The following is a 26,391-nucleotide window of genomic DNA, read 5'->3' on the forward strand; positions in this document are numbered from 1 at the left end:
GAAGCGCGCAGCCTTTCAGGCTTGCGCGCCGTTCCCGCTTAGCATCAGGTAATGCAAGGAAAGCATGTCCATCGATCTGAAACAGTTAAAGTATTTTCTTGCCGTCGCCGAGGAGAAAAGCTTCAGCCGCGCCGCCGAGCGCCTGCATATCTCGCAGCCGCCCCTGAGCCAGCAGATCATGAAACTGGAAAGTGAACTGGGCGTGCGCCTGTTTGCGCGCACCACGCGCACCTTCGAGCTGACCGTGGCGGGCAAGGCGCTGATGAATGAAGCGACCGAACTGCTGGCGAAGATGCGCATGACCATCGACACCATCCGCCAGATCGACCGCGGCGAAGTGGGCCGCTTGCGCGTGGGCATCGTCGGCTCGGCCATGTGGGGCCCCATCCCCAGCCTGCTGGAAGAATTCCAGACCAAATTTCCCCGGGTCACCTGGACCATCCATGAATTCGGCCCCACGGTGCAATATGAAGCGCTGCGCGCCAAGCAGATCGACGTGGGCTTCTGGCGCGAACCCAAGCTCAACGACGACGACCTGCGCCACGACAATCTGCGCCAGGAACTGTGCTTCCGCGAAAACGTCTGCGTGGCCGTCAATGAACACCATCCGCTGGCGAAAAACACGGCGATCGAACTGATCGACATCGCCCACGAGCCGATGCTGACCCTGAACCTGGACAAATCCGCGTTTCCCCGCTACCTGGTGCAATGCTGCATCAATGCCGGTTTCGAACCCGTGATCTTCCAGGAAGCGAGCGAGCCGCAAACCCTGCTGGCCATGGTGGGCGCAGGCCTGGGCGTGACCCTGGTGCCGGAAACGACGAGCCGCATCGGCTGGCCTGGCGTGGTGTTCCTGCCAATCAAGACCAATCCGCCGTCTGCGAATCTGTACATCAGCTACACGACGCTCGACGACGCGCCCGTCGTGCGGGCTTTCCTGAATATCCTCAATCCCCCGGCTGCCTGAGAACGCGAACAACATCTGCTGCGCGTGGGGATGTGCGGCCACCGATGCTCACTGTGCATGCGTAACGCGAAGCCGAAAAGCAGCAAGACCGGGGTCGGCCCCTGAGGGGCCTACCCCGGCCCTTCTTTCGGGTTTGCGCTCCAATTTATATGGCTTTCATATAAATAGTTAAACAAAAACGTATTTGTCATACATATCTGGCATGATGCATAGTGATTCGGACGCCCATCGTGGCGCCGGTTCCGTGCTTGCCCTGCCCGTCCGCTGACGGCGCATCCCAGCCCGCTCCGGCCGCCCCATTCGATGTTGTAACTATAAAAGAGACGGGGCTCAACTGTTGCATGAGCATCACATTGACGCGGCAAAAGCATACAAGCTCAGCAATGATCTTGTGCAATACAGTGCAATGTTGATAAGGAATCATCACCTCGTGCATGAAAAACAGGCTAAATCGGCCCCAAATTATATGTTTCACCTATAAAAAATATACAATATCGATCTTCCAGGAGCCAATTCATGAAACTTACACAATTTAGTTTGACGATCGCAGCCGTATTGTTGACTGCTCAAGCGTCCGCGGCTACCCCAAAACTGGGTGTCGTGTATGACGCGGGCGGCAAGTTCGACAAGTCGTTCAACCAATCCGCTTTCGAAGGCGCATCGCGCTTCAAAAAAGACACGGGCATTTCCTTCATTGAAGTACAGGCATCGAGCGATACGCAGGCTGAACAAGTCATGCGCGGCCTGGCCCGCAAGAAACTCGACATGATCGCGGCCATCGGCTTTGCGCAGACGCAAGCCGTGCAAAAAGTCGCCAAGGAATTCCCGAACGTGAAATTCGTGCTGATCGACGGCCAGGCCGCCGGCAGCAACGTCAATTCCGTCGTCTTCAAGGAAGAAGAAGGCTCCTACCTGGTGGGCGTGGCTGCGGCCATGGCCAGCAAGAGCAAGAAAGTCGGCTTCATCGGCGGCATTGATATTCCCCTGATCCGCAACTTCGCCTGCGGCTACGCGCAAGGCGTCAAGGCCGTGAACACGAAGGCGGAAATCACGCAAAACATGGTCGGCACCACGTCCGGCGCCTGGAATGACCCGGCCAAGGGTGGCGAACTGGCCCGCTCGCAATTCGAGCGCGGCGTCGATGTCGTCTTCGCCGTCGCCGGCGGCAGCGGCATGGGCACCTTGCAAATGGCCAAGGAAAAAGGCAAGCTGGCCATCGGCGTCGATTCGAACCAGAACCATTTGTATCCAGGCAGCATCCTGACCTCGATGGTCAAGCGCGTCGACAACACGGTCTACGACAGCTTCATGCAAGTCAAGAACGGCACCTGGAAGGGCGGCGTCAGCTATAAAGGCTTGAAAGAAGGCGGCGTGGATTGGGCGCTCGACGCGAACAACCGCAAGCTGATTACGCCGGAAATCGAAAAGCGCGTGTTGGGTGCGCGTAAGGACATTATCGATGGCAAGATCAAAGTGATTGATTACCGCGTCGGCAGCAGCTGCCCGGTTTAATTTTTCTCCGTATCTTTTAGCGCGCCGCCGGGGCCTGTCTCCGCGCGGCGCGTTTCCATGAAACTATCCAGTTATGAACCTATGCAGCCAGCAGTAGAATTTCGCAGCATTTCCAAGCAGTTTGGGCATGTGAAGGCGAACGCCGACGTCAGCTTCTCCATCGCCAAGGGCAGTATCCATGGCCTGGTGGGGGAAAACGGCGCGGGCAAGTCGACCTTGATGAGCATCCTGTACGGGTACTACCGTGCCGACGGCGGAGAAATCCTGCTCGACGGAAAAGTACAGCCTATCCGCAACAGCCAGGAGGCGATCAACCTCGGCATTGGCATGGTGCACCAGCATTTCATGCTGGTCGAGAATTTCACCGTCCTCGACAATATCATGCTGGGCACGGAAGGCGGTTTTCGTTTGGCCAGCCACCGCGCCGAAGCGGAAGCCCAGCTGCGCGAGATTTGCGCGCGCTATCGCCTCGACGTCGACCCGCTGGCAAAGATCGAGGACCTCTCCGTCGGCGCACAGCAGCGCGTGGAAATCCTCAAGCAGATTTACCGCAGCGCCAATATCCTGATCCTCGACGAGCCGACGGCCGTGCTGACGGCGCAGGAAACCGCATCGCTGTTTGAAATCCTGCGCCTGTTCAAGGAACAGGGCAAGACCATCATCCTGATCACTCATAAACTGCAAGAGATCCTGGAAATCACCGACAACGTCACCGTCATGCGCGGCGGCACGGTGGTGGGCGCCGTGGCGACGGCCGGCACCTCGAAAGAGGAACTGGCCAACATGATGGTCGGCCGCCCCATCCAGAGCCACTTGCCGCGCGCCCCCTACAATCCGGGCGCCACCGTGCTGGAAGTTGATGGCCTGCAACTGGCCGACGAGCAGCAGGTCAAATTGCTGGCTGACATAGGTTTCAACTTGCGCGCCGGCGAAATCGTCGCCATCGCGGGCGTGTCGGGCAATGGCCAGAGCGAGCTGCTGGAAATTTTATCGGGCATGCGTTTGCCGACATCGGGCAAGCTGCGTTTCCTGGACAAGGACTTGCCGTTTGCCAAGCGCCACGATGCCGATGGCTTGCCGCTGGCCTTCCGCGAACTGGGCATCGCGCACATTCCGGAAGACCGCTTGCGTGATGGCGTGGTGAAAAATTTCTCCGTCATGCAGAACACCATCCTCGGCTACCAGGACCGCCTGAAGAACCGCTGGGGCCTGTTCAATTTCAAGGCCATCGGCGCGCGCTGCGCCGAGCTGCTGAAGACGTTCGACGTGCGCCCGGCGAACCCGGACCTGCGCATCGGCTTGCTGTCGGGCGGTAACCAGCAAAAGGTGGTGATCGCGCGCGAAGTACTGGCGCAGCCGAAACTGATGCTGGTGGGCCAGCCCACGCGCGGCGTCGATATCGGTACCATCGAAAGCATCCATACGCAATTGCTGGCCCTGCGCGACGCAGGCGTGGCGATCCTGCTGGTGTCGGTCGAACTGGAAGAAGTGCGGGCGCTGGCCGACCGCATTCTGGTCATGTGCGGCGGACGCATCACCGGCGAACTGAAAATTGAAGAATTCGATACCACCCGCATCGGTCTGCTGATGGGGGGAATGCATAAATCATGAATAACGACTTGCCACGCTGGGCGACAGCCTTTGTCATGCCCATGTTAAACCTGCTGTCGGCCATGCTGGTCGCAGCCCTGGTAATTTATATGCTGGGCGAAGACCCGGCCGAATCGCTGGGTATTCTCGTCAACAGCGCCATCCTCAATCCGGAAGGCCTGAGCTACACCCTGTTCTACGCCAGCACCTTCATTTTCACGGGCCTGTCGGTCTCCGTGGCGATGCAGGCCGGCCTGTTCAATATCGGCAGCGAAGGCCAGATGTATATTGGCGGCCTGGGCTTGACGGTAGCCATGCTGGCCTTCGACCAGACCCTGCCCGCCTGGCTGCTGATTCCGGCGGCCATGATAGGCGCGGCCCTGTTCGGCGCGCTGTGGGGCTTCCTGCCCGGCTACCTGCAAGCCAAGCGCGGCAGCCATATCGTCGTTACCACCATCATGTTCAACTTCATCGCCGCCAGCCTCATGAACTTCGTGATCGTGAAATACCTGATCCCGCCAGGCGAGCAGAACACGGCCAGCCGCGTGTTTGCGGAAAGCGGCGAAATGCCGCGCTTAAGTACCTGGTTCCCGTCGCTGGGCGACACGCCGCTGAACATCAGTTTTATCCTGGCCATCATCGCGCTGGTGATCTATGGCGTGATGGTGTGGCGCTCGTCGTGGGGCTTCAAGCTGCGCGCCACGGGCCTGAACAAGCACGCGGCCCACTATGCGGGCGTATCGATCAGCAAGATGATCATCATCGTCATGCTGATCTCGGGCGCGCTGGCGGGCCTTGGCTCCGTCAATTCCATCATGGGTTCGACGCATTATCTGTCGCTCAACTTCGTCGGCGGCGCCGGCTTCATCGGCATCGCCATCGCCCTGATGGGCCGCCAGCATCCGGTCGGCATCTTCCTGTCGGCCGTGCTATTCGGCGCGCTGATCCAGGGCGGCTTCGACTTGTCGCTGGAAAAACCGAATATCCCGACGGAAACCTTCATCTTCATCCAGGGCTTGATCATCCTCTTCTGCGGCGCGATGGAAAACTTCTACGCACCGGCCATTTCCGCCCTGCTCAAGCGCACCAAAGGCTAACACCATGACACTCGACGACTTTCATTTCGCCAGCATCCTGGTATCGACCGTGCGCAATGCGCCGGTGCTGATCTTCGCCGCCATGGCCGGCCTGTTCGCCGAACGCAGCGGCATGATCGACATTGGCCTGGAAGGCAAGATCCTGGCCAGCGCCTTCGCTTCCGCCGCCGTGGCGTACACGACGCAAAACCCGTATTACGGCATGGCTGCCGGCATGCTGGTGTGCGTCGCCCTGGCCCTGCTGCAGGCCTATGTCAGCATCACGCAAAAGGGCAACCAGCTGGTGGCCGGCATGGCGATCAACATCGCCATGAGCGGACTGACGTTCGTGCTGGCGCAGTTCTTCTTCCAGCAAGGCGGCCGCACGCCCGATCTCGGTTCGGCGCGCCTGTTCGACGTGGTCTTGCCGGGCACGCAGTACGTGGAACATATTCCCTTCATCGGCTGGGTGTATGCCCATTTGATCGGCGGCCATTCCATCCTCGTCTACGTGGCCTTCCTGTTGATTCCGCTCGTGCACTGGCTGCTGTACCACACGCGCTTCGGCCTGCGCCTGCGCGCCTGCGGCGAAAACCCGCATGCGGCGGACTCGGCCGGCGTGAGCGTGGAAGCGACGCGCTACATGGCCATGCTGGTGGCCGGTATCCTGTGCTCGTTCTCGGGTGCCTATCTGGCCATCGTGCAAAGCGGCTTCTTCCTGCGCGACATGTCGGCCGGCGCCGGCTACCTGGCCTTGACGGCCATGGTGTTCGGCAACTGGCGCCCCGTCTACACCTTCCTCGGCTGTCTGATGTTCGGCTTCTTCGCCGCCATCCAGATCCAGATCGAAGGCGTGGACTTGCCGGTCGTGGGCCGCATCCCCGGCTCGCTGATCCAGATGGTGCCGTACGTGGTCACCGTGATTGTGCTGGCAGGCTTGATGGCGAAATCCATCGCGCCTAAAGCGATCGGCATTCCATTCGTCAAATCGCGTTAAGAGCACCTGAGAAAATACCCATGGCGTCGTTGCCTTGCCCTGGGCTTTTTTCAGGCGCCCCCTAAAATAACAAAAAGCGAAGCCCCAGGGCTTCGCTTTTTTTACGCCTGTGCAATCTCTTCCAGCGAGAAATACACGGGCAAGCCAAGACCGCGCGCTGCGGCCACCATCTGATCCGCCCCAGCCGACGCGCCGCCAATGCGCAGCACGGCGTCGCAATGGCCGAGCAAACGCGTCGCATGCGCGTGGAACAGTTGCTCATACACGGCATCGCCCACCCGGCTTGAGCCGGCCAGCGCCAGCATGGGCAAGGCCAGCCACTCACCGAGCACGGGCATGTGTCCCTTGGCATACAGGGGCAGGCAGACGGCTTGCATGGCCGCCACATTGGCCGCCATCAGGGCGGGATCGTCGCCCGTGCCGGAGCGATACGGACCGGCAACGAGGATCTGCATGCCTTGTTTTACCGGCATCAGTTGCAATTGCGCATGCTGCAGCAGCATGATGGTCTTGCCGTCGCAGATGCGGCCATCGGCCACCATGCGCATTGCCTGCGCCAGCGGCAGTTCCAGCACCTCGATATCTTCGCCCTCGTGCGTCAGACCGCCGCCGTCGCCGATGCGGCTGGACGGATCATATTCGGCCACGAAGAAATGCAAACGCTCCGTCACGGAACCGGGACTCATGAAGGCTTCGAAGACCTTGTGCACCTGCCCCACCCGGTAACCGGTTTCCTCTTCCACCTCGGCGCGGATGCGCTGTTCCGCGCTGGCCTCTTCCAGCAAGCCGGCCGCTGATTCGATGAGGAAACCATCGTGGCCTTCGCGGTAGGTGGGAAAGCGGAACTGGCGGATCAGGATCACCGTGCGCTTGATTTTGTTGTAGAGCAGGATGGTGGCGCCATCGCCGCGGTCATAGGTTTCCCGCGTCTGCGTCTGCCACTGGCCATCGCGGCGCAGGTAGTCGAACGTGGTCTTTTGCAACAGATACCAGTCGTGCGACAGGGTTTGCACGCCGTGGATGCGTACCCGTTGCTGTTGCTTGTTTTCTTTGTGCATATCGTCTCCTTGCGCTTGTCTTTGCCGACTTTATCATGCAAACTCGTGCAATATCAAGAAAATACAAGAAAATCCATGCTCACACATCAGCGCAAACAATATCTGCTGGATCTGCTCCAGCGCGAAGGCCAGATCGTCGCCAGGGGCGTCAGTGATGCCTTGGGCTTGTCGGAAGACACGATACGCCGCGACCTGCGCGAGCTGGCAAAAGAGGGCTTGTTGGAGCGCGTGCATGGCGGCGCCCTGCCCTTGCTGCCGCGTTCGCCTGCGCTGGCGCCGTTTGCGGGCCGCGAACAGCTCTCGGTTGGCATCAAGGCGGCCATCGGCCGCGCGGCGGCGAAGCTGATACAAACAGGGCAAGTGGCCTTCATCGATGGCGGCACTACCGCCGTGCAACTGGCGCGCCAGTTGCCGCGCGAACTGCGCGCCACCGTCGTCACGCACAGCCCGTCGATTGCTGTGGAGCTGGTGAATCACCCATCCATTGAAGTGCTGATGCTGGGTGGCCGCCTGTACAAGCACTCGGTTGTCGGCGTAGGCGCCGCGACCGTGGAAGCCATCGGCCGCATCCGTGCGGACCTGTGTTTCATGGGCGTATCGAGCCTGCATCCGCAGACGGGCATTACCACAGGCGATTACGAGGAAGCGTGCGTGAAGCGTGCGCTGAGCGAGGCGTCAAGCCGCACCATCGTGCTGGCCTCGCCGGAAAAGTTCAATACGGCTTCGCCGTTCCAGATCATGCCCTTGAGCCAGGTCAGCGATATTGTCGTGCACCGCGACGTGGAGGATGCCCTGGTCGCCCCCTACCGCGAACTGGGCATCAAGGTGATCCTGGCGTAAAAAAACGGCCCAAAGGCCGTTGTTACCTTACTGCGGCCAGATCGCCTGCAGCACGGCCGCCAGGCGATAGCCCGCCTCCGTCAGCTGCTGCTTGGCTAGCGCCGAGCTGGGCACAGGATAATTGTCCGGCACCGTCAGCGCCCACACGTTGTAGACGTCGCCCTTGCGGCTGGTCTGCTGCGTGGCCGGACCTGCCACCACGTCGGCGAAGGCAATCTTCGAGGCCGCCAGCGAGGCATCGGCCCACTGATACGGCCAGGTGACGGGGTCGCCGCTATTGCCACTCACTACAGGCGCACTGGCAATCACGGTGCTGGCGAATTGGCGCGGCGTGCGCGTGCTCAGGCGGCGCATGGCATAGTCGACCACGGTCGTATCCCAGTAGGAATGCAAGGGCTTGGTGGGCGACTTCGGGTAGGCGCTGGCCGGCTTGGCACCCGCTTCCACCGGCAGCGGCGCGGGGATCACGGCGTCCGACAGCGCCTTCATCTTCGCATCGTCAAGCAGCAAGTCGTTGCCGCCGCGCGCATTGAAAATGGCCACGTCATCGATCTGCGCCTGCGTGGCGGGCGCGAAGAACTGGCCATCCTTGCCGACAAAGGCGTTACCCACGTGCAGCGGCTGGTGGATATCGCCCACCAGGTGCGTGATCAAAATCAAGGCCTCGCGCTGGCTGAAGCCATGCGGATTGCTGGCCGCATCAGCCTTGCCCTGCAACACGAGGATCGCCTGTTTCAAAGTTTGCACGATATCGTCGTCGGCCGTGCCCACGCCGTGGTCGTGGTAGTGCGCGTTCTGGAACGGCACGTTCGTGTAGTGGTATTCGCCGTGTTTCGGGTTTGCCGCCACATAGGTCAGCATTTCCGGTGATTGCGGCCCGCAATACGTACCCTTCACGCAATCGGGCCAGTTGGCGATCTTTTCCAGGCTTTCGCCCGGCAGCAGCAAGGCTGCCACCTTGGCCTGCGCCGCGCTACCCTTGAGCAATTGATCGGCAATGGCGCCCACGGCGCGGTGGCCGTCATTGCCCCAGGCCAGCGCATTACCGGATGCGAAGGCGGCGCCCAGCGCCAGCACACTCAGCAGTTTTTGCATGTTCACCATTACTCCTTGCCTTGCGGCGTGGCCTTGGCCGGCTTCGGATACTGCTTGTTGATGTCGATCGGCTGCGCGTAGGCCGAGCTCCACGTCTGCTCATGCAAGGCCGCGATACGCTGCGCCATCGCGTCGTTGCGCAGCACCACTTCCAGGTTGCGCGACAGGTCAAAATAGCCGCCCGCCCAGTTGCTCGTGCCGACCCAGGCCAGCTTGCCGTCGATGCTCATGGTCTTGCTGTGGATCACGCGCGCAAACGGAATGAAGCCCGTCGAGGCCGTAGGCAAGGTGACGATGCGAATTTCCACGTTCGGCACCAGGGCCAGGCTTTTCAGGTAGGCGATGGCCGGCGCTTCCGTGTTCCAGCTTGATACCATCAGCTTGATTTTCACGCCTCGCTGGGCGGCAGCGCGCACGGCATTGTCGATCACGGCGTAGTACGGCCGCGTGCGGTTCGGGCCGTAGGACAGCGGCGCGTAATCGAGCAGCTGGATGCGCACTTCGTTTTTCGCTTCCGCCAGCAAGGCGGGCAAGCCCGTTTCCGAATCGCCCACGCCGGCCGGGTTGTAGGCATTCGGGCTGGCCAGCAGGAAAGCGTTCTGCGCGTAGTTGGCCGCTACCACCTTGCTGTTGAGCACGGTGGCGCGGCTGCCTTGCGACGTCAATGCCTGGGCTTGCCAATCCTGTTCGAAGATCGATTGCACCTGGCCAACCATGGCGGCTTCCGTGATCTTCAAGCCCGTCTCATGGATGTGCTCGAACGAGCGCCAGTCGAAATTCTGGCTGCCGATGTAGGCCACCTGGCCATCGACGGCCAGGTATTTGGCGTGCACGATGCCGTTGCCCGTGACTTTATTGAAATCGATCAGGCGCAAGTCCAGATTGGGAATCGCCTTGATCTGCGCGATGGTCGCCGCTTCCGACAAGCCCACGCCCTTCTGGTCCAGCAGGAAGCGGATCTTTACGCCGCGCTGGCCGGCCGCCGTCAGGCTGGCCAGCACTTTTTCAAAGGCCGTGCCCGGCTTGCTGACGGCATAGAACTGGGCGATGACAATTTCTTTCCTGGCCCCGTCGAACAGCTCGGTCCACACGGCAACAGGCTCGCGCAGGTCGGGATTCGTCAAGCTCGTTTCCACGGGCGAGGTGTGCACCAGCTCAAAGCCGGGAATCGTGAAATCGGCGTGGGCGCTGCCCGCGAACAGGCTGGAGAGGAGAACGGAAACAAATAAACGACGCATAGTTTTTCCTTGTTAAAATTATTTGACGCGCACGATGCGACCCGCCGGCGTGGCGCTGCCGGCTGGCTTGCCAGCACGGGCGCGGGCGATCAGGTAGTCGCTGAAGGCGTCGATATCGCGCACGCCCGTGTCGAGGCGGCGCGTGCCGGCTGCCAGCACGGTGAAGCGGTCGCCGCCACCGGCGAGGAAACTGTTGGCGGCGACACGGTATTGCTGTTGATCATCGATGGCCACGCCATTCAGCATGATGCTGCCCGGCAACACGCGCTGGCCCTGCGGCCGGGTGCTGTCCCAGCGATACGTAAAGCCTTCAGACACTTGCAGCAGGTTGCCCTCTTCCGCTTCGGCGCCCGGCCATTGCTGTTCCAGCAAGATGCGGATTTGCGCACCAGAAAGACTCACGACGATCAGGGTATTGCCAAACGGAACCACAGCCTGGTTCTGCCCCACGTTCGTCATCAGGCCGGCGCCCGCTTCCAGGTCCTTGCGGATGCCGCCATTGTTCATCAGTCCGATTTGCGCGCCGGCGGCGCGCGCGCCGAACAGGGTGCTGTCGGCCACCAGGTCGCCCAGCGCGGAAGCGCCACCGCCCTTGGTGCTGCGGCCCACGCTGGGCACGGCGATGACGGCCACCGGGCGCGACAATTCGGCCGCGCTACGCTGCTTCACGGATTCCAGGTAGGCCGCCACGGCCGGGTCCGGCGCGTACTGGCCCGGCAGCATGACGACGTTTTGTGCGCTGGCATCGATGACGGCATTCTTGACGGGATCGACCTTGAGCTTGATGCGGGTCAGCATGTGGCCGCCCATTTGCGCCTGCGTCACCAGGCGCCCATCGACACGGCACAGATAGCCCTGGTGCGAATGGCCGCTGATGACCAGTTGAATGGCGGGGTCGAGGCGCTTTACCACGTCGACCACTTCGCCCTTGAGGCCGCTGCAGTCAGGCTGGTCGACGGCTTCCGGCGTTTCGCCGCCCTGGTGCAGCAGCACGACGAACACGCCCACACCCTGCGCGCGCAATTGCGGCAAGGTGGCGTTGATGGCGTCGGCTTCATCGCCGAACTGCAAACCGCTGATGCCGGCCGCCGTCACCACGGATGGCGTATCTTTCAGCACGGCGCCGATCAGGCCCACCTTGACACCATGCGCTTCTTCGATGCGGTAGGCCGGCAGCAGGGACTTGCCCGTTTGGCTGTCGATCACGTTCGCCGCCAGATACGCATAGCTGGCGCCCTTGAAGTCGGGGCTGAACTTGCATGCCTTGTCGGCACGCGACGAGTCGCAGCCGCCGCGCTGCTGGCGCAGCAGCTCCGCCTTGCCCTGGTCAAACTCATGGTTGCCGACCGAGCTGGCCTTCATGCCCAGCATGTTCATGGCCACGATGCTCGGTTCGTCCGCCCACAGGGCCGACATGGCGGGACTGGCACCGACCAGGTCGCCATTGCCGACAAAGATCAGCTGCGCGTCTTCGCCGCGCCAGGCCGTCAAGGCGCCGGACAAGGTATCGATGCCGCCTGCCTGCACCGTCTTGCGCACCGGGTCGGTGACGCTGGTGTAGCTGAATTTGCTGCGCTCGAGGTTACCGTGGAAATCGTTCAAAGCGACCAGGTTCACTTCAATGGGGCCGCTGCGCGCAGCCTGTGGCGCGGCAGCGAAATGGCTGCAGCCGGACAGGGTGAGAATCAAGGCCGCGCTGGCGACAGGAGTGCGTAGGAAGTGAGCCATGGAATGATATTTATTAAAAAGGGGAAAGAGTAAACCATCTTGCATATAAAAAAAACGGCTGGTGTCGCCACCAGCCGTTTTTTAGTTTGCCAAGCTACGAGGCAAGGACGAGATTAGAACTCGTACTTGATCGTTGCTTGCAGTGCCCATTGCGATTCGCCCTTGGCCTGGCGTGTTTCCAGGCCTTCGACTACTGCACGGGTGTTGTAGACATACTTGCCGTTTTCCATACCGACGTAGTCGACGAAGCTGCGCACCTGGCCACCAGCCGACTGGAAGGCCACTTCATTGATGCGGCCCCATTTACGGTTGATCATGTTACCGACGTTCAAGATGTCAAAGGTGAAGATACCCTTGTTGCCCTTGAAGAAGCCTGGCACTTCCTGGCTCAGACGCACGTCAAAGCTGTTGGTCCATGATGCAAAGCTTTCGTTACGGCCAATCACGCCGCCCTTGGCTTTACGCAAGTCGCCATTGGCATTGACGACTTTCCAGAACGCTGCCTCATTGGCGGCGCGGGCCGCTGGCGTCGCACCGGAGAAGACCACTTCGCCCGAACCTGGCGCGCTAGGAATGTACATCAGGTCATTGCCGGCCAGACCGTCACCGTTCAAGTCATTGTTGATGGTCCAGCTGTATGGCTTGCCGCTACGGCCTTCATAGAACAGACCGAAAGTGGTCTTGTATTCGCCGAAGAAGCGTTTTTGCCAGTTAAGGTTAGCCGTGAAGCGGTCCTTGACCATGTAGTTCGAGTTTGACGCGACGTTTTCGTTCGGGTTGAAGACGGCACGGCCACCCCAGTTCGAGCTCGAGGTCGACGACGTCAGCGGCGACACTTCCGTGGCATCGCTGTAGGTGTACGACGAACCCCACGACAGGCCTTCACGCAGCGGGCTGCGTACCGACAGGGTCAGCACGTTCGACTCGCCTTTGTCCGTGTTCTTGGCCATCAGCACCTGGCCGAAGGCGGCGTTGCTGCCCGCTTTGGTCAACGCGCTGCAGTTGGCGCCACCGATCAGACCACCGGTCGCATTCCAGCACGAAGTCTTGTAGGCGTTCGGGCCATAGTACAGCGGACGGCCATCGCTACCGGTGGCGGTAGGCGCGCCCATGTTCAGCTCTTCGTAGTAGATCGAGTTCTTGGTTTGCAGGCGCAGGTATTCCGCGCCAACAATCAAGCCCATCCATGGCAACTCATGCTCGAACGCCAGATTGGCTTTCCATACCGACGGTTGCGCCAGATCGGGGCTCAGGGCGTCGACTTTCATGGCTGGAACAACGGCGGCCAGGTTGGTTGGCTGCTTGGTTGGATCCGGGTTGAAGAAACCATCGGTCGTCGGGCAAGTGCCAGCGGCGGAGGTGCAAGTGATGTTTTGCGTGACCAGACCGGTGTTCTGGTATGGATTGCCCAGCCAGACACTGGCTGCCGCGCCCTGGAACAGACCGAAACCGCCACGGAACTGCGTCGGACGAGCCGAATCGAGCTTGTAGTTGAAGCCTACGCGTGGCTGATACAGATTCTCGCCATCGATGGTGTGCGAATTGTCGATACCGAAGCCGCCCGTTTGACGGCCGGTTGGCGTCGTGCGTGCCACGGTAGGACGGGCTGCCAGCGCATTGTAGATCGGCTTTTCGCCAATACGGGTGCCATCAATGCGCAAGCCGGCCATGACCGTCAGCTGCTTGCTGACATCCCAGCTATCCTGCACGAACAAACCGATGTTTTTCAGCGAGAAGGTCGCGATCGCATCGTTCAGGGTGCGGCCTGGCTGTGCCACCTGGTAGGAGTACGAACTTGGACGACCGCGGCTGAAGTTTTCCAGCACGGCAGCTTGCAATTGTGCGGCGGTAGCCGTACCGCAGCTGATCGCGCCAAACGAATAGGTCAGCGCTGCGCTGCTGTTGATACAACCGAAGGTGTAGTTACCGTAGACGTTTTGCAGGAACGCATTGTAGACATCGTTCTTGCTGTAATCGGTACCAAACTTGACTTCATGGTCGCCCAGCGCCCAGGTACCGGCAGCGTAGAAATCTTTCGTCTTGGTCTTCAAGACGTTCTGCTGGCGGCTTTGTTCGGTACCGAAGTTCAGGAAGCGGTTGCCGGTGGCCAGGCCAGCCGGTGCGCCTGCTGGCAGCGCGCCCGTGAATTGCAAGCCCATGGCTGGCAGGTAGGCATTGTTTTTCGGTACGCTGTCATAGTCGCGCGTCGAGAACTTGACTTCGGTCGAGAACGTTGGGGTCCACTCGGCCGTCCATTGGCCGACCAGGGTTTCCAGGCTCTTTTCCTGGGTGTACCAGTACGAGCTCAACGACAAACCGGTTTGCGAGAAACCCGTGTAAATCGGCTCCGCTTGTTCTGTCTTGGTGTAACGCAGCATCATGCGCTGGCTGTCGGTCAAGTTCCAGTCCAGCTTCAGCAGCTTTTCCTTGGCCGAGAATTCGGAACCGGCAGGGATAGCCGAGCTACCGATATCGAGGCCATATTTATCTTTGGCGATACTGATGGCGCTATCGATGGCCGATTGCGAAATGGCCACGTTGGTCTTGTCGCTGCCGATCGGACCGAAGGCTGGCGCGCCGCGCGAGCTCTTGGTTTCTTCGTAGTTCGCAAACAGGAACAGTTTGTCCTGGATCAGCGGGCCGCCCAGGGTAACGCCCTTGGTGGTGTCTTTCGACTTTGGCGGCGCGTAGTATTCACCGGTCGAATCGTTGTAGCGGTCGCCAGCGGTGGTGTCATTGCGGAACACGTAGTAAACGCTGCCCTTGACTTTGTTGGTGCCGGACTTGGTCACGGCGTTGATGTTCGCGCCCGTGTAGCCTTTTTGCGTCACGTCATAGTTGGCGACGTTCACCTGAACCGACTGGATCGCTTCGATCGAAATCGGTTGCTTGCCGGTCGCGGTACCCGATGCTTCCAGGCCGAAAGTGTCATTCACGGCCACGCCGTCAATCGTCATCGAGTTGTAGCGCGAGTTCTGGCCAGCAACAGAGATTTCGCCACGTTCCTTGTCCGTTTGCGACAGGCGCGGGTCGGCGCGGGCGTAGTCCTGCAGGCTGCGCGAGATCGATGCCTGGGTTGCCAGTTCCGTCGGGCCGATGTTGGTGCCGGCGCCCATGTTGCTGCGGTTAAAGATTTGTGCACGGGCGGCATTGCCGACCACTTTCACCGATTGCATCGGCGCACCCAGGGTCGCATCGACGCTGGCCGTTTCAGCCAGCTGGATGTACACGCCCTCGCGTTTTTCCACTTCGCCGTTCTTGGTGATGGTGATCGTGTAAGGACCGCCAGCGCGCAAGCCACGGGCAACATAGCGGCCTTCAGCATCGGTGGTCACGTTGCTGGCGGAGCCAGATTCAACGTGCACGATGTTTACCTGGGCGCCAGCTGCTGGCTGACCATCGTTGGACGAGATACGTCCGCTAATGGCCGAGGTAGTGTTCTGTGCGAACGATGGTGCCGCCGCCAGTGCAATAGACAGGCTTAACGCGATTTGCGTTAGCCGAAGTCGTTTGTGATTGATCATCTTTAACCCCAGAAAAGACTATTATTTTTTGAAAATCCTGGATTGCCTCACCGCCCGGCTGCGCCGCACAGCAACACAAACACAACATTTCCTCTTTACGATGCTGCAACTGTTACGCCGGCTGGACTGGCTGCGGTCCTGACAAAGACCATCACAAACGCCTCTCCGCACATCACGGCTCTCCGTATCCTGACAATTTCGGCTGAAAACACTGTTCCGGTCCGTACAACCCAGGGCGCTAGCACCTGTGTCATTCACCCGACATGCTGCACCGGCCAACATGGCAAGCCGCGAGTGTAATTGTTAAATATTTCAAGACTGTGACACGGCGGCAAGATGCAGAAAAATCTCGTCATTTTGCGGCATGACTGTTTGTTTCACTCTGCATCTCACCTTTATTTACTGCAAATACCCATCTTCATACGTCATCACGAATATGAATTGTGACTTTTTAATATCACCCTCATCTCACTATGCATCATCAAAAAATGGATGACAAATACGTTTTTTTTTACATATTTATATATTTAAAATATAAATAGCAGAGACTAAGTAGTAGGATTGATATCGTGATGAGCGTATCCGGGCTTATGGCGCGAGATTATAAGTGAGCAATATGTGCTTGAAATTGATTCATCCAGGAAATTGGATAAAGTCATGCATCTGGGGTGAATTGTGTCGCATAGCCGCCACAAAATTGACAATAAAACATCGTTGAAAATTCGGCAGGGAAATGGAAAACGGCCGGAGAACCCGGCCGTGGCAAGAGTGTCAGTTTCGACGCGGGCGAAACTTACGGTTTGCTGCTTTTTTCCGTCTTGTCGGCGGCGGCAATTTGCGCCTCAAAGCGGGCAAAACGAACGTCCAGGGCTTTCAGCAAGCGTTGTTTATCAGCATCAGCAAGGAAGGAATAGCGCAGGCTGTTATACGAGAGCTTTTTCAGTTCCGCGTAATCCGTCTTGTACTGGCTGGCAAACAGCACATATTCGTTCGACAAGGTATTGCGCGACACGCCCGCGTCATCCGTCGAGATGACGAACGGCACGCCGTACTTGCGGTACAGGGTGATCGGATGGGCCTGCCCCTTGATACCGAGGATGTAATCATTGCTGGTCAGATTCACTTCCACGGGAATGCCCCGCGCGCGCATCTTCTGCATGGTGGCCAGCGCATTGTGCTCGTAGGCGATATCCATGCCGTGGCCGATGCGGTCGGCCCCCGCCACATTGACGGCTTCGGCGATGTGGAATGCCATGCCTTCCGGCGGCACCATGCCCAGCGCAAGCTCGCCGGCGTGCAGGGCGATCTTCACGTTCGGATACTTTGCCTTCAGGAACTTGAACATTTCCATGTGCAGGCTGTAGTCGCGCATGGAGACATTCACGCTTTCCTGGCCCACGATGTTGACGCCCACCACCAGCGGATTCAGGCTGGCCGCCTTGAAGGCCGCCACCATCGAGGAAAATACTTGCGATGGCGACAGGAAGCGCAGCACGTACGCCTGGTAGCGCATGGTGAAATCGGCGTCGTCGATGCCGGCGCTGCTGCTGTTCACGTTGTCGTTATAGGCCGTGATGCTTTTCTGGAAGCTGGCATCCTGCTCCAGGCTAGCTGTCCAGTTGGCCAGCACGGCTTGCAGGGCGGCCGGCTGCAAGCCCGGCGCCAGCACCTGCTGGTCGAATTGCGTGCTTTGCACGAACGGCGACAGCTCGAAAATCGTTTCGATATAGCTCAAGTTTTCCGCGATGGCGCGCTGCTTCAGGGTTTTCAGGCCATCGGCCGTGTTGCTCGATGCGACGGGACCGAAGTAGCCGAAAGTATCAAAAAAGGTACGGTCAGGGGGCGTCTGGATGGCACCGTGATTATAGAAATCCTTGGTCGACCAGCGCTGCAGCAATTCCGCATACAGGCCCGCATCGGCGAATACTTCCGTGGACGACAGGCAGCCGCGCTGGGCGGCCGGCTTGGCGCGCTCGGCCGCCACGACTTCCTTGTTGCTTTCGATGCGGTAGGTCGTCTTGTTGACGCAATAGTTTTCCTTGTCGACCCAGTCGAGGAATTGCTCGGCATAGATGGCGCCCGAGTAATGGTGATGCAGATCACCGCCCTTGGGCATCATGGAAAAGAACAGGCTCAGCTCGGCGGTCTTCGGCTGGGTGCCCGAGACCAGGGCGGCAAAATGGCGCGCGGTGGCCACCTCGTTGGCGGAAGGAGCGGCCACGGCGTTGGCGGCGTGGGCCGTGCCAGCCAATGGCAGCGCGGCGGCGAGTGCGGCGGCCAGCGCCAGGCCCGGGAATTTCTTTTGCATCAGCGTTCTCGATCAGGGTGAATCATCCTGAAAATAAGCAGCGGCAAATCATCAGGATACATCAAGGTTGAACAACGGGTAGGTCAGTTCTGCTCCCGCACATGCACGCAGCGTCCGCCTGAATAAGTGGCGGCCACGGCGCGGTCGTCGCCCAGCAGCGCAAAGGCAAACAGCAATTCCTCGATGCTTTGGCAAGCGGCCGTGCGGCGCGCCAGCAGCGGCGTCGATTGCTTGTCGAGCACAATAAAATCCGCTTCCGTGCCCGGCGTGAAATTGCCCAGAGTGCCTTCCAGTTGCATGGCGCGCGCGGCGCCCAGGGTTGCCAGGTAAAACATGCGCAAGGCGGGCAGATAGCTGCCTTTCAAGCGTGCTACTTTATAGGCTTCGTTCATGGTTTGCAACATCGAGAACGAGGTGCCACCGCCCACGTCGGTGGCCAGCGAGAGCAGCACGCGCGCCGCATCGGCCCGCTCAAAATCGAACAGGCCGCTGCCGAGGAAAAGATTCGAAGTCGGACAGATGGCGGCGGCCGAGTCGGTCTCTGCCATGCGTGCGCGGTCGCGCTCGTCGAGCCAGATGCAATGGCCGAACATGGCACGCGGACGCAGCATGCCGTACTGGTCATACACGTCGAGGTAGCTGCGCGCCTGCGGATGCAGTTCGCGCACCCAGCGGCACTCATCCTCGTTTTCCGATACATGCGTCTGCAGATACGTGTCCGGAAAGGCATGTGCCAGCTCGCCCGCCAGGTGCATCTGTTGATTCGTCGAAGTGGGCACGAAACGGGGCGTGATCGCGTACAGCGAGCGGCCGTGCTTGTGCCAGCGCCGGATCAGCTCTTCAGTTTCGCGCGCGCCGGACTCGGCCGTATCGCGCAGGAATTCCGGGCAGTTGCGGTCCATCATGACCTTACCCGCCACCATGCGCAAGCCGCGCGCCTCGCTGGCGCCGAAGAAGGCATCGACGGATTGCGGATGCACGCTGCCGTACACCATGGCCGTGGTGGTGCCGCAGCGCAGCAGTTCGTCGAGAAAAAACTCGGCCACGTTGCGCGCGTGCTCAGGATTTTCAAATGCGCGCTCGGTGGGGAAGGTATACGTCTCCAGCCATGGCAGCAAACCGGGCGCGGGCGAGGCAATCATTTCCGTCTGCGGGAAATGCACATGCGTGTCGATGAAGCCAGGCACGATCAGCTTGCCGCTGTAATCGATGATCTGGCTGCCTGGCGGCAAAGTCGGCAGCAGTTGTGCATAATCGCCGGCCGCCACGACCTTGCCATCGGCAACGATCAGCAAGCCGTCCGCATGCCAGGCATGCGCGTCGTCGCTGAAAGCAGGATCGGCGTGGAAGTGCAGCAAGCTGGCACGGTAAGCTTGCAATGTGGCAGGAACAATCGGCATGACTTCTTTCTATAAGGGGTGAGTGGCAGCGCGGCTCTTGCGGCGCGGCGGCGCGTTGGCAGATACCAGCCGCAGCGGTGCGGCCAGGGCCGCGCTGGCGGCTTCCTCCCACACCATCAATAATTGACAGGCAACGGACGCGGCGATCACGGCCGGCGCCTTGTTGCGGATACTTGGCATGCCGATCGGACACACCATGGCGGCGATGCGCCCATCCGGCACGCCGCGCGCCTGCAAGCGGTGCTCGAACTGCTTGCGTTTCGTGTGCGAACCGATCAAGCCAAACCAGCCGGCATCGTCGCGCGCCATGATGGCCTCGGTCAAGCGTTGATCGAGCGCATGGCTATGCGTCATGACAAGAAAACTGCCGCCCGGCGGCGCCATGGACACAAATTCCTCGGGCGTGTCGGTGGCGGCGATGCGCACATTATCAGGCATATCGGACGGAAACATGTCGTCGCGTTCATCGACCCAGGTGACGTTGCAGGGCAAGTGGGCCAGCGCCCGCACGATGGCGGCGCCCACGTGGCCGGCGCCGAACAAGGTCAAATGGGCGCGCGGCGCCAGGCACGGGTCGACCAGCCAGCGCCGCCCGTCCATGCCTTGCGCCACATGCGTGCCCCGTTCGCGCGAAAATGTATCGGGCGCGTGCTCGCCCGTGCCAGCGATCAGCTTGCCCGCCGTATCGAACAGGGCCGAGGCGGCGTCGCCATCGAGCGCCGTCAGACGCCAGCTGTCTTGCTGGCGGCGTTCACGCAAGGCGGACAAGACCGCATCGCGGCCGGTATCCACTGGTTCGAACGCCAGCCAGACGACACCACCGCAGCACTGGCCCAGGCTGGGGCCCAGCGCAAAGCGTTCCAGGCGCGCCTGGGTATTGCCCGTGGCCAGCATGGTCTTGGCGATCTCCACGGCGCGCAGTTCCAGGTGGCCGCCACCGATGGTGTCGACCTGGCCGCTGGTGGCGACGCGCATCTTCGCGCCTGCCTCGCGCGGCCCGGAACCTTCCACCAGGGCCACCGTCACCAGCACGCAAGCTTGCGTGTCATTCTCCATCGCTGTCAGCCAGTCGCTCATCATCGGCCCCTTACGCCGCCACGCCAGCCGCTTGCACGGCCATCACCGCCCTGAGGATTTCCTCGCTGGTGGCCGGGGCATTGAGCGGGGGCTGGATGACGTGATTGCCGACGCTGGAAATGGCGTCGCGGATGGCGAAGAACACGGAAAACGGCAGCAGCAGCGGCGGCTCGCCCACGGCTTTCGAGCGGTGGATGCTGTCTTCCACGTTACGGTTCTGGAACAGGTTCACACGGAAGTCTTCCGGGCAATCGGAAATGCCGGGGATTTTGTACGTCGATGGCGCATGCGTCATCAGCTTGCCGGCGGCATTCCACCATAGCTGTTCCGTCGTCAGCCAGCCCATGCCCTGGATAAACGCGCCTTCCACCTGGCCCAGGTCAATCGCCGGATTCAATGACTGGCCCGCGTCGTACAAGGCATCGGCGCGCAGCAGCTTCCATTCGCCCGTCAGGGTATCGACCACTACTTCGGCCACGGCCGCGCCATAGGCGTAATACGAAAAAGGATGGCCCGTCATCGTCTTCGCATCCCACGACAGACCAGGCGTGGCATAAAAGCCGTCCGACCACAGGTGCACCCGCGCCAGATACGCCTTTTGCACCAGTTCGGCAAACGGTACGACGTGGCCTTGCACGTGGATGTGGTTACCGAAGAAGCGCACGGAAGCCGTTTCGCCACCATACAGTTTGACCGCGTAATCAGCCAGGCGTTCACGGATCTGCCGCGCCGCATCCTGCGCCGCCTTGCCGTTCAGGTCGGCACCGGTGGACGCCGCCGTGGCCGAGGTATTCGCCACCTTGCTTGTATCGGTGGCCGTGGCGCGCACACGTTCGAGGTCCAGGCCCAGCTCATGCGCCACCACCTGCATGACCTTGGTATTGATGCCCTGCCCCATTTCCGTGCCGCCATGATTGACCAGCACGGAACCGTCCACATACACATGCACCAAGGCACCGGCCTGGTTCAGATGCGTGACATTGAAGGCGATGCCGAATTTCAGCGGCGTGAACGCCAGGCCCTTCTTCAGGATGGGGCTGGCTTCGTTGTAGGCGTCGATGGCGCGGCGGCGCGCGCGGTAATCGCTGCTCTGTTCCAGCTCGGCCACCAGTTCATGGATGACGTTGTCGACGATTTTCTGGCCGTACGGCGTGACGTTGCGCCCTTCGCCATCGTTGCGCCCGTAAAAATTGAGCAGGCGGATATCCAGCGCGTCGCGCTGCAGATGGCGGGCGATTTCATCGATCACGTATTCGATGGCGATGGCGCCCTGCGGCCCGCCGAAGCCCCGGAACGCCGTGTTCGACTGCGTATTCGTCTTGCCGCAAGCGGCGCGGATATCCACGTCGGACAAATAATAGGTGTTGTCGAAATGGCAGACGGCGCGCGTGGCGACGGGACCGGACAAGTCCGCCGAGTACCCCGCGCGCGTCGTCATGTCGACTTTCGCGGCAAGAATCCTGCCATCATCGTCGTAGCCCACTTCGTATTCATAATAAAAACAATGGCGCTTGCCCGTCACCAGCATGTCGTCGTCACGGTCGGCGCGCAGTTTTACCGGGCGTTTCAATTTCGATGCGGCGATGGCCGAGGCCGCCGCCCACAGGGCCGACTGCGATTCCTTGCCGCCAAAACCGCCGCCCATGCGCCGGCATTCGACGGTGATGTTATGCGAATGCACGCCCAGTGCATGCGCCACCACGTGCTGCATCTCGCTCGGGTGCTGGGTAGAACACAGCACCAGCATGCCCTGCGCTTCCTTCGGGATCGCGTAGGAAATCTGTCCTTCCAGATAAAACTGCTCCTGGCCGCCCACATACAACTGGCCCTTGACCACATGCGGCGCCTGCTCGAACGCGGCCTGGTAGTCGCCACGCGCCAGGCGCATCGGCGGCAGCACATACGACTGCGCCGCCTTGGCCGCTTGCGGTGTCATGATCGCCGGCAATTCGTCATACGACACTTGCGCCAGACGCGCCGCGCGGCGCGCGTGGTCGTGCGTATCGGCCACCACGATAAAAATCGGCTGGCCCACGTACTGCACCAGCTCCGCCGCCAGGATGGGGTCGTCATGGATGATGGGACCGCAATCGTTGGTACCGGGAATGTCCTGCGCCGTGTAGACGGCGACGACGCCACGGGCGGCGCGCACGGCGGACAGATCCATGGCCGTGATGCGTGCGTGCGGCTTTTGCGACAGGCCCAAGGCCGCGTGCAAGGTGCCCTGCAGTTCGGCAATATCATCCGTATAGGTAGCTTGCCCCAGCACATGCAATTGGGCCGATTCGTGCGGGCTGGGCTTGCCTACGGCGCTCCAGGCGGCAGCTTGCAGTTCGGGCGTGGCAGGATGGTTCATGCGGGGCCTTTCAGGCGCGGCAAGCGTAGGCGTTGATGGCGGTGCGTGGCAAAGGCGCACCGGTGCGTGTTTCCAGCCAGAAGCGGCGCAGCAGGTTTTGCGCCGTCGTCATGCGATAAGTGTTCGACGCGCGCATGTCCGACAGCGGCGCGTAATCGTCGGCCAGCAAGCGCATGGCGATGAGCAAGTTCTCTTCCGTCCAAGCCTGTCCACGCAAAAATGCCTCCGTTTGCGCGGCGCGCTGCGGCGTGGCCGCCATGCCGCCAAAGGCGATACGCGCGTCCGTGATGCGCTCGCCATCGAGCTCAAAGGCAAACGCGGCGCAGACGGCCGAGATATCCTGGTCAAAGCGCTTGGCCAGCTTATACGTGCGGAAATGCACGCCGGCGCGTGGCAAAGGCACGTGCACGGCTTCGACGAACTCGCCGGGCTGCAGATCCTTCTTTTGATAGCCAAGATAAAAATCTTCCAGCGGCATGCTGCGCTGGCCGGCGGGACCGCGCAGCACGATCTCGCTGCCCAGCGCGATCAGCCACGGCATCGAGTCGCCGATGGGCGAACCATTTGCCACATTGCCGCCCAGGGTACCCGCGTTACGGATCGGCAAGGAGGCAAAGCGCTGCCACAGTTCCGACAATTCATCGGGATAATGCTGGCACAGCGTGCCGTAGGCATCGTTGAGGCTGGCGCCGGCGCCGATCTGCAGCTTGCCGTCGGTAATCACAATGGTTTTCAACGCAGCCACGTTGCCCAAATAAATGATGTCGCCCAGGTCACGCAGCTGTTTGGTCACCCACAGGCAGATATCAGTGGAGCCAGCCAGCAGGCAGGCTTGCGGATGCGCCTTGCGCAGCGCCACCAGTTCATCCACCGTGCGCGGCGCATGGAAGTGCTGGCCGCCATGTTCATAGGTCAGCAGGCTGCCGCGCTGCAGCGCCTGCAATTGCGTTTGCAAGCCAGCGCGATCAAATTCCACGCGCGGCAATTCGCCCATGCGTCTGGCTGCATCGATGATGGGACGGTAACCGGTGCAGCGGCATAAATTGCCTGACAGGGTGTCGTCGATTTCGCAGCGCGTGGGCGTCGCGCCATTTTTTTCCAGATACATGCCCCACAGCGACATGACGAAACCGGGCGTGCAGAAACCGCACTGGGAACCGTGGCATTCGACCATTGCCTGCTGTACCGGATGCAGGGCGCCATCGGGCTGTTGCAAGTCTTCCACGGAGAACAGGGCCTTGCCATCGAGGGTGGGCGTAAGCTGGATGCAGGCGTTGACAGCCTTCATTTCCACCTTGCCGTCGAGCAGGCTGGCGACCACCACCGTGCAGGCGCCGCAATCGCCTTCGGCGCAGCCTTCCTTGGTGCCCGTGCAATGCAAATCCTCGCGCAGGTGCTGCAACACAGTCTGCGTGGGGGCGGCGTTGTGCACTTCCTGCACGGCACCACGGTAATAAAAGCGAATCGGTTCTGACATGCTGGCCTCGGAATAGTCCCAGTGGAGAAGATTAACACCGGCACACAGGACAACTATATGCAAAGACTGATTTTACTTATCATCCTATATCAATAAAACTTATGCCTGGAACGGGTGCGTCGCATGCCAGTGCTCGGCGATGTCGATGCGGCGCGTAATCCATACCTGCTCATGGCGCTGTACGTAATCAAGAAAGCGCGCCAGAGCCGCCGCGCGGCCCGGCCGCCCGACCAGACGGCAATGCAAGCCGACGGACAGCATCTTCGGCTGGTTCAAGCCGTTCGGATCGCCTTCCGCATACAGCACATCGAAGGCGTCCTTCAGATAATCAAAGAACTGCGTGCCCGAATTAAAGCCTTGCATGGCAGCAAAGCGCATGTCGTTCGTGTCCAGGGTATAGGGCACGATCAGTTGCGGCTGCACGACTGGTACGCCTGCCGCGTCCGTGTACGCGACCTTTTCCCAGAAGGGCAGGTCATCGCCATAATAATCGGCGTCGTAGCGGAAACCGCCATGTTCCACCACCAGTTTGCGCGTATTTGGCGAATCGCGCCCGGTGTACCAGCCTTGCGGCGCGGCCCCCGTCAATTCACGGATAATCTGCACGGCCTCGCGCATGTGTTCGCGCTCCGTCGCCTCATCCATGTTTTGATAGGAAATCCAGCGCAAGCCATGGCAGGCGATTTCATGCCCCAGCTCCTGGAAGGCGGCCACTGCCTCCGGATTGCGCTTCAAGGCCATCGAGACGCCAAAGACCGTCAACGGCAGGCCTCGCTCCTCGAACATGCGCAGCAAGCGCCACAGCCCAGCGCGCGAACCATATTCATAGATCGACTCCATGCTCAGGTGACGGGTGGGAAAGGCGGCGGCGCCTATCATTTCCGATAAAAAGGTCTCCGAGGCGGGATCGCCATGGAGCACGCTGTTTTCCGCACCTTCTTCATAATTGAGGACGAATTGCAGCGCAATACGGGCCTTGCCCGGCCATTGCGGATGGGGCGGCGTGCGGCCATAGCCGATCAGGTCACGTGGATAATGGTCGTAAGTACTCATGCGCTGGCTCGCCTATAGGAGGACAATGTGGTCTATATGCCCAATCATATAGCCCGATGCCGTCGCCGGTATATGATTTGCACGATAAGCACATTCACTCACCCTATATACAGGATAGCAAATGGGAAAACTCAGCACGCATGTACTCGACATCGCCCACGGCAAACCCGGAGCCGGGGTCAAGGTGGCCCTGTTTTCAGTCGCAGCGGAAGGAAAAGTGTTGTTGAAGATGGATATGACCAACAGCGATGGCCGCTGCAGTTCGCCCTTGCTGGAAGGCGACAGCATGAAAGCGGGCCAGTATGAGCTGGTCTTCAATGCCGGCGACTATTTTGCCGCCCAAGGCGTGGAACTGCCGTCGCCCCGTTTCATCGACCTGGTAACGCTTTCATTTGGCATTGCGCACACGGATGAGAATTATCACGTGCCGCTGGTGGTGTCGCCGTGGTCGTATTCCACGTATCGCGGGAGCTGATAATTTGGTACCAAGCATATTGTCGGCTTACGCTGCGCACCTCGACGGCCCCGTGCATCCGACCTAGCGGCTGGCGTGGTTGTCGGATTACGCGCGGCCTTGCCGCGCTAATCCGACCTACCTGACCTGGCCGGCGGTAAATCGAAGTAGGTCGGCTTAGCGCGCAGCGCGTAAGCCGACAAACACCACAGACATAAGCCACGAATCTCCAGACGAAAAAAAACCCCACCATTACTGGCGGGGTTTTTCTCTACTGCGAATAACAAGCCTGACGATAACCTACTTTCACACTGGTTGCAGCACTATCATCGGCGCAAAGTTGTTTCACGGTCCTGTTCGGGATGGGAAGGGGTGGGACCAACTTGCTATGGTCATCAGGCATAACTTGTACTGACGCTTGTCTCCTGTAGGACGACAAGGCCATGAATCTGGAAGAAGCAAAGATTGGGGTAATGACTGGTTGTATCAACACACACGCAACGTTGTACCGTCTTATCCTCTGCACCTGCTAAGGTTATAGGGACAAGCCGTACGGGCAATTAGTACTGGTTAGCTTAATGCATTACTGCACTTCCACACCCAGCCTATCAACGTCCTGGTCTCGAACGACCCTTCAAAGA

Annotated in this window: 17 protein-coding genes, 2 rRNA genes and 1 pseudogene; 7 read left to right on the forward strand and 13 right to left on the reverse strand. The window is 60.3% G+C overall.

Features of this window, described 5'->3' with window-relative positions; all coding sequences use genetic code 11:
• Window positions 1-64 precede the first annotated feature (64 nt).
• The 5 genes from ACQ4WR_RS09145 to ACQ4WR_RS09165 all read left to right on the forward strand — a co-directional run bounded on the left by ACQ4WR_RS09145 (window position 65) and on the right by ACQ4WR_RS09165 (window position 6,142).
• Window positions 65-967: a LysR family transcriptional regulator gene (locus ACQ4WR_RS09145; RefSeq protein ID WP_102295668.1), complete on the forward strand. Its 903-nt coding sequence runs from the start codon at window positions 65-67 to the stop codon at window positions 965-967.
• Window positions 968-1,483: 516 nt separating this feature from the next.
• The gene (locus ACQ4WR_RS09150; protein WP_102295672.1) at window positions 1,484-2,479 is read left to right on the forward strand and encodes a BMP family lipoprotein; all 996 of its coding nucleotides are present in this window, start codon (window positions 1,484-1,486) and stop codon (window positions 2,477-2,479) included.
• Window positions 2,480-2,560: 81 nt separating this feature from the next.
• Window positions 2,561-4,090: an ABC transporter ATP-binding protein gene (locus ACQ4WR_RS09155; RefSeq protein ID WP_102295674.1), complete on the forward strand. Its 1,530-nt coding sequence runs from the start codon at window positions 2,561-2,563 to the stop codon at window positions 4,088-4,090.
• Window positions 4,087-5,166 (forward strand): ABC transporter permease, encoded by a 1,080-nt coding sequence (locus tag ACQ4WR_RS09160; RefSeq protein ID WP_436486762.1) that lies wholly within the window; start codon window positions 4,087-4,089, stop codon window positions 5,164-5,166. The genes ACQ4WR_RS09155 and ACQ4WR_RS09160 overlap by 4 nt, the downstream gene beginning before the upstream one ends.
• A gap of 4 nt (window positions 5,167-5,170) precedes the next feature.
• The gene (locus ACQ4WR_RS09165; protein ID WP_071325225.1) at window positions 5,171-6,142 is read left to right on the forward strand and encodes an ABC transporter permease; all 972 of its coding nucleotides are present in this window, start codon (window positions 5,171-5,173) and stop codon (window positions 6,140-6,142) included.
• A gap of 473 nt (window positions 6,143-6,615) precedes the next feature.
• On the opposite strand, the pseudogene ACQ4WR_RS09170 reads toward ACQ4WR_RS09165, so the two are convergent.
• Window positions 6,616-7,200, reverse strand: a pseudogene (locus ACQ4WR_RS09170) (NUDIX domain-containing protein); the annotation flags it as partial.
• Window positions 7,201-7,275: 75 nt separating this feature from the next.
• Between ACQ4WR_RS09170 and ACQ4WR_RS09175 the strand changes: the two are divergent.
• Window positions 7,276-8,040: a DeoR/GlpR family DNA-binding transcription regulator gene (locus tag ACQ4WR_RS09175; protein ID WP_436486764.1), complete on the forward strand. Its 765-nt coding sequence runs from the start codon at window positions 7,276-7,278 to the stop codon at window positions 8,038-8,040.
• A gap of 27 nt (window positions 8,041-8,067) precedes the next feature.
• Here the strand turns inward: ACQ4WR_RS09175 and ACQ4WR_RS09180 are convergent, their stop codons facing one another.
• From ACQ4WR_RS09180 to puuE, 10 genes are all read right to left on the reverse strand, one after another.
• Window positions 8,068-9,135 carry a S1/P1 nuclease gene (locus tag ACQ4WR_RS09180; RefSeq protein ID WP_436486766.1) on the reverse strand — a complete coding sequence of 356 codons (1,068 nt, stop codon included), beginning with the start codon at window positions 9,133-9,135 and terminating at the stop codon, window positions 8,068-8,070.
• An 8-nt stretch (window positions 9,136-9,143) separates the two neighbouring features.
• A complete protein-coding gene (locus ACQ4WR_RS09185; RefSeq protein ID WP_436486768.1) occupies window positions 9,144-10,373 on the reverse strand; it encodes a phospholipase D-like domain-containing protein in 1,230 nt (409 codons plus the stop codon).
• 18 nt (window positions 10,374-10,391) lie between these two features.
• Entirely contained in the window at window positions 10,392-12,101 is a 1,710-nt protein-coding gene (locus ACQ4WR_RS09190; protein ID WP_436486770.1) for a bifunctional metallophosphatase/5'-nucleotidase, read from the reverse strand.
• Between the two features lie 113 nt (window positions 12,102-12,214).
• On the reverse strand, window positions 12,215-15,625 hold the full coding sequence (locus tag ACQ4WR_RS09195; RefSeq protein WP_436486772.1) for a TonB-dependent receptor: 3,411 nt from the start codon (window positions 15,623-15,625) through the stop codon (window positions 12,215-12,217).
• A 793-nt stretch (window positions 15,626-16,418) separates the two neighbouring features.
• The gene (locus ACQ4WR_RS09200) at window positions 16,419-17,933 is read right to left on the reverse strand and encodes an adenosine deaminase family protein (RefSeq protein ID WP_436486773.1); all 1,515 of its coding nucleotides are present in this window, start codon (window positions 17,931-17,933) and stop codon (window positions 16,419-16,421) included.
• 83 nt (window positions 17,934-18,016) lie between these two features.
• Window positions 18,017-19,333 (reverse strand): guanine deaminase, encoded by a 1,317-nt coding sequence (gene guaD, locus ACQ4WR_RS09205; RefSeq protein ID WP_436486775.1) that lies wholly within the window; start codon window positions 19,331-19,333, stop codon window positions 18,017-18,019.
• Window positions 19,334-19,342: 9 nt separating this feature from the next.
• Window positions 19,343-20,410, reverse strand: a complete 1,068-nt coding sequence (gene xdhC, locus ACQ4WR_RS09210; RefSeq protein ID WP_436486797.1) for a xanthine dehydrogenase accessory protein XdhC — start codon at window positions 20,408-20,410, stop codon at window positions 19,343-19,345.
• Window positions 20,411-20,420: 10 nt separating this feature from the next.
• On the reverse strand, window positions 20,421-22,766 hold the full coding sequence (gene xdhB, locus ACQ4WR_RS09215) for a xanthine dehydrogenase molybdopterin binding subunit (RefSeq protein WP_436486777.1): 2,346 nt from the start codon (window positions 22,764-22,766) through the stop codon (window positions 20,421-20,423).
• 10 nt (window positions 22,767-22,776) lie between these two features.
• Window positions 22,777-24,243: a xanthine dehydrogenase small subunit gene (xdhA, locus tag ACQ4WR_RS09220; protein ID WP_436486778.1), complete on the reverse strand. Its 1,467-nt coding sequence runs from the start codon at window positions 24,241-24,243 to the stop codon at window positions 22,777-22,779.
• 99 nt (window positions 24,244-24,342) lie between these two features.
• Window positions 24,343-25,296, reverse strand: a complete 954-nt coding sequence (puuE, locus tag ACQ4WR_RS09225) for an allantoinase PuuE (protein WP_436486780.1) — start codon at window positions 25,294-25,296, stop codon at window positions 24,343-24,345.
• Between the two features lie 121 nt (window positions 25,297-25,417).
• Between puuE and uraH the strand changes: the two genes are divergently transcribed.
• On the forward strand, window positions 25,418-25,771 hold the full coding sequence (uraH, locus tag ACQ4WR_RS09230) for a hydroxyisourate hydrolase (protein WP_102295694.1): 354 nt from the start codon (window positions 25,418-25,420) through the stop codon (window positions 25,769-25,771).
• Between the two features lie 266 nt (window positions 25,772-26,037).
• On the opposite strand, the gene rrf is transcribed toward uraH, so the two are convergent.
• Window positions 26,038-26,150, reverse strand: a 5S ribosomal RNA gene (gene rrf / locus ACQ4WR_RS09235).
• Between the two features lie 139 nt (window positions 26,151-26,289).
• A 23S ribosomal RNA gene (locus tag ACQ4WR_RS09240) occupies window positions 26,290-26,391 on the reverse strand; the annotation flags it as partial.

This window comes from Janthinobacterium amylolyticum (genome assembly GCF_051380655.1).
GTDB lineage: Bacteria > Pseudomonadota > Gammaproteobacteria > Burkholderiales > Burkholderiaceae_D > Janthinobacterium.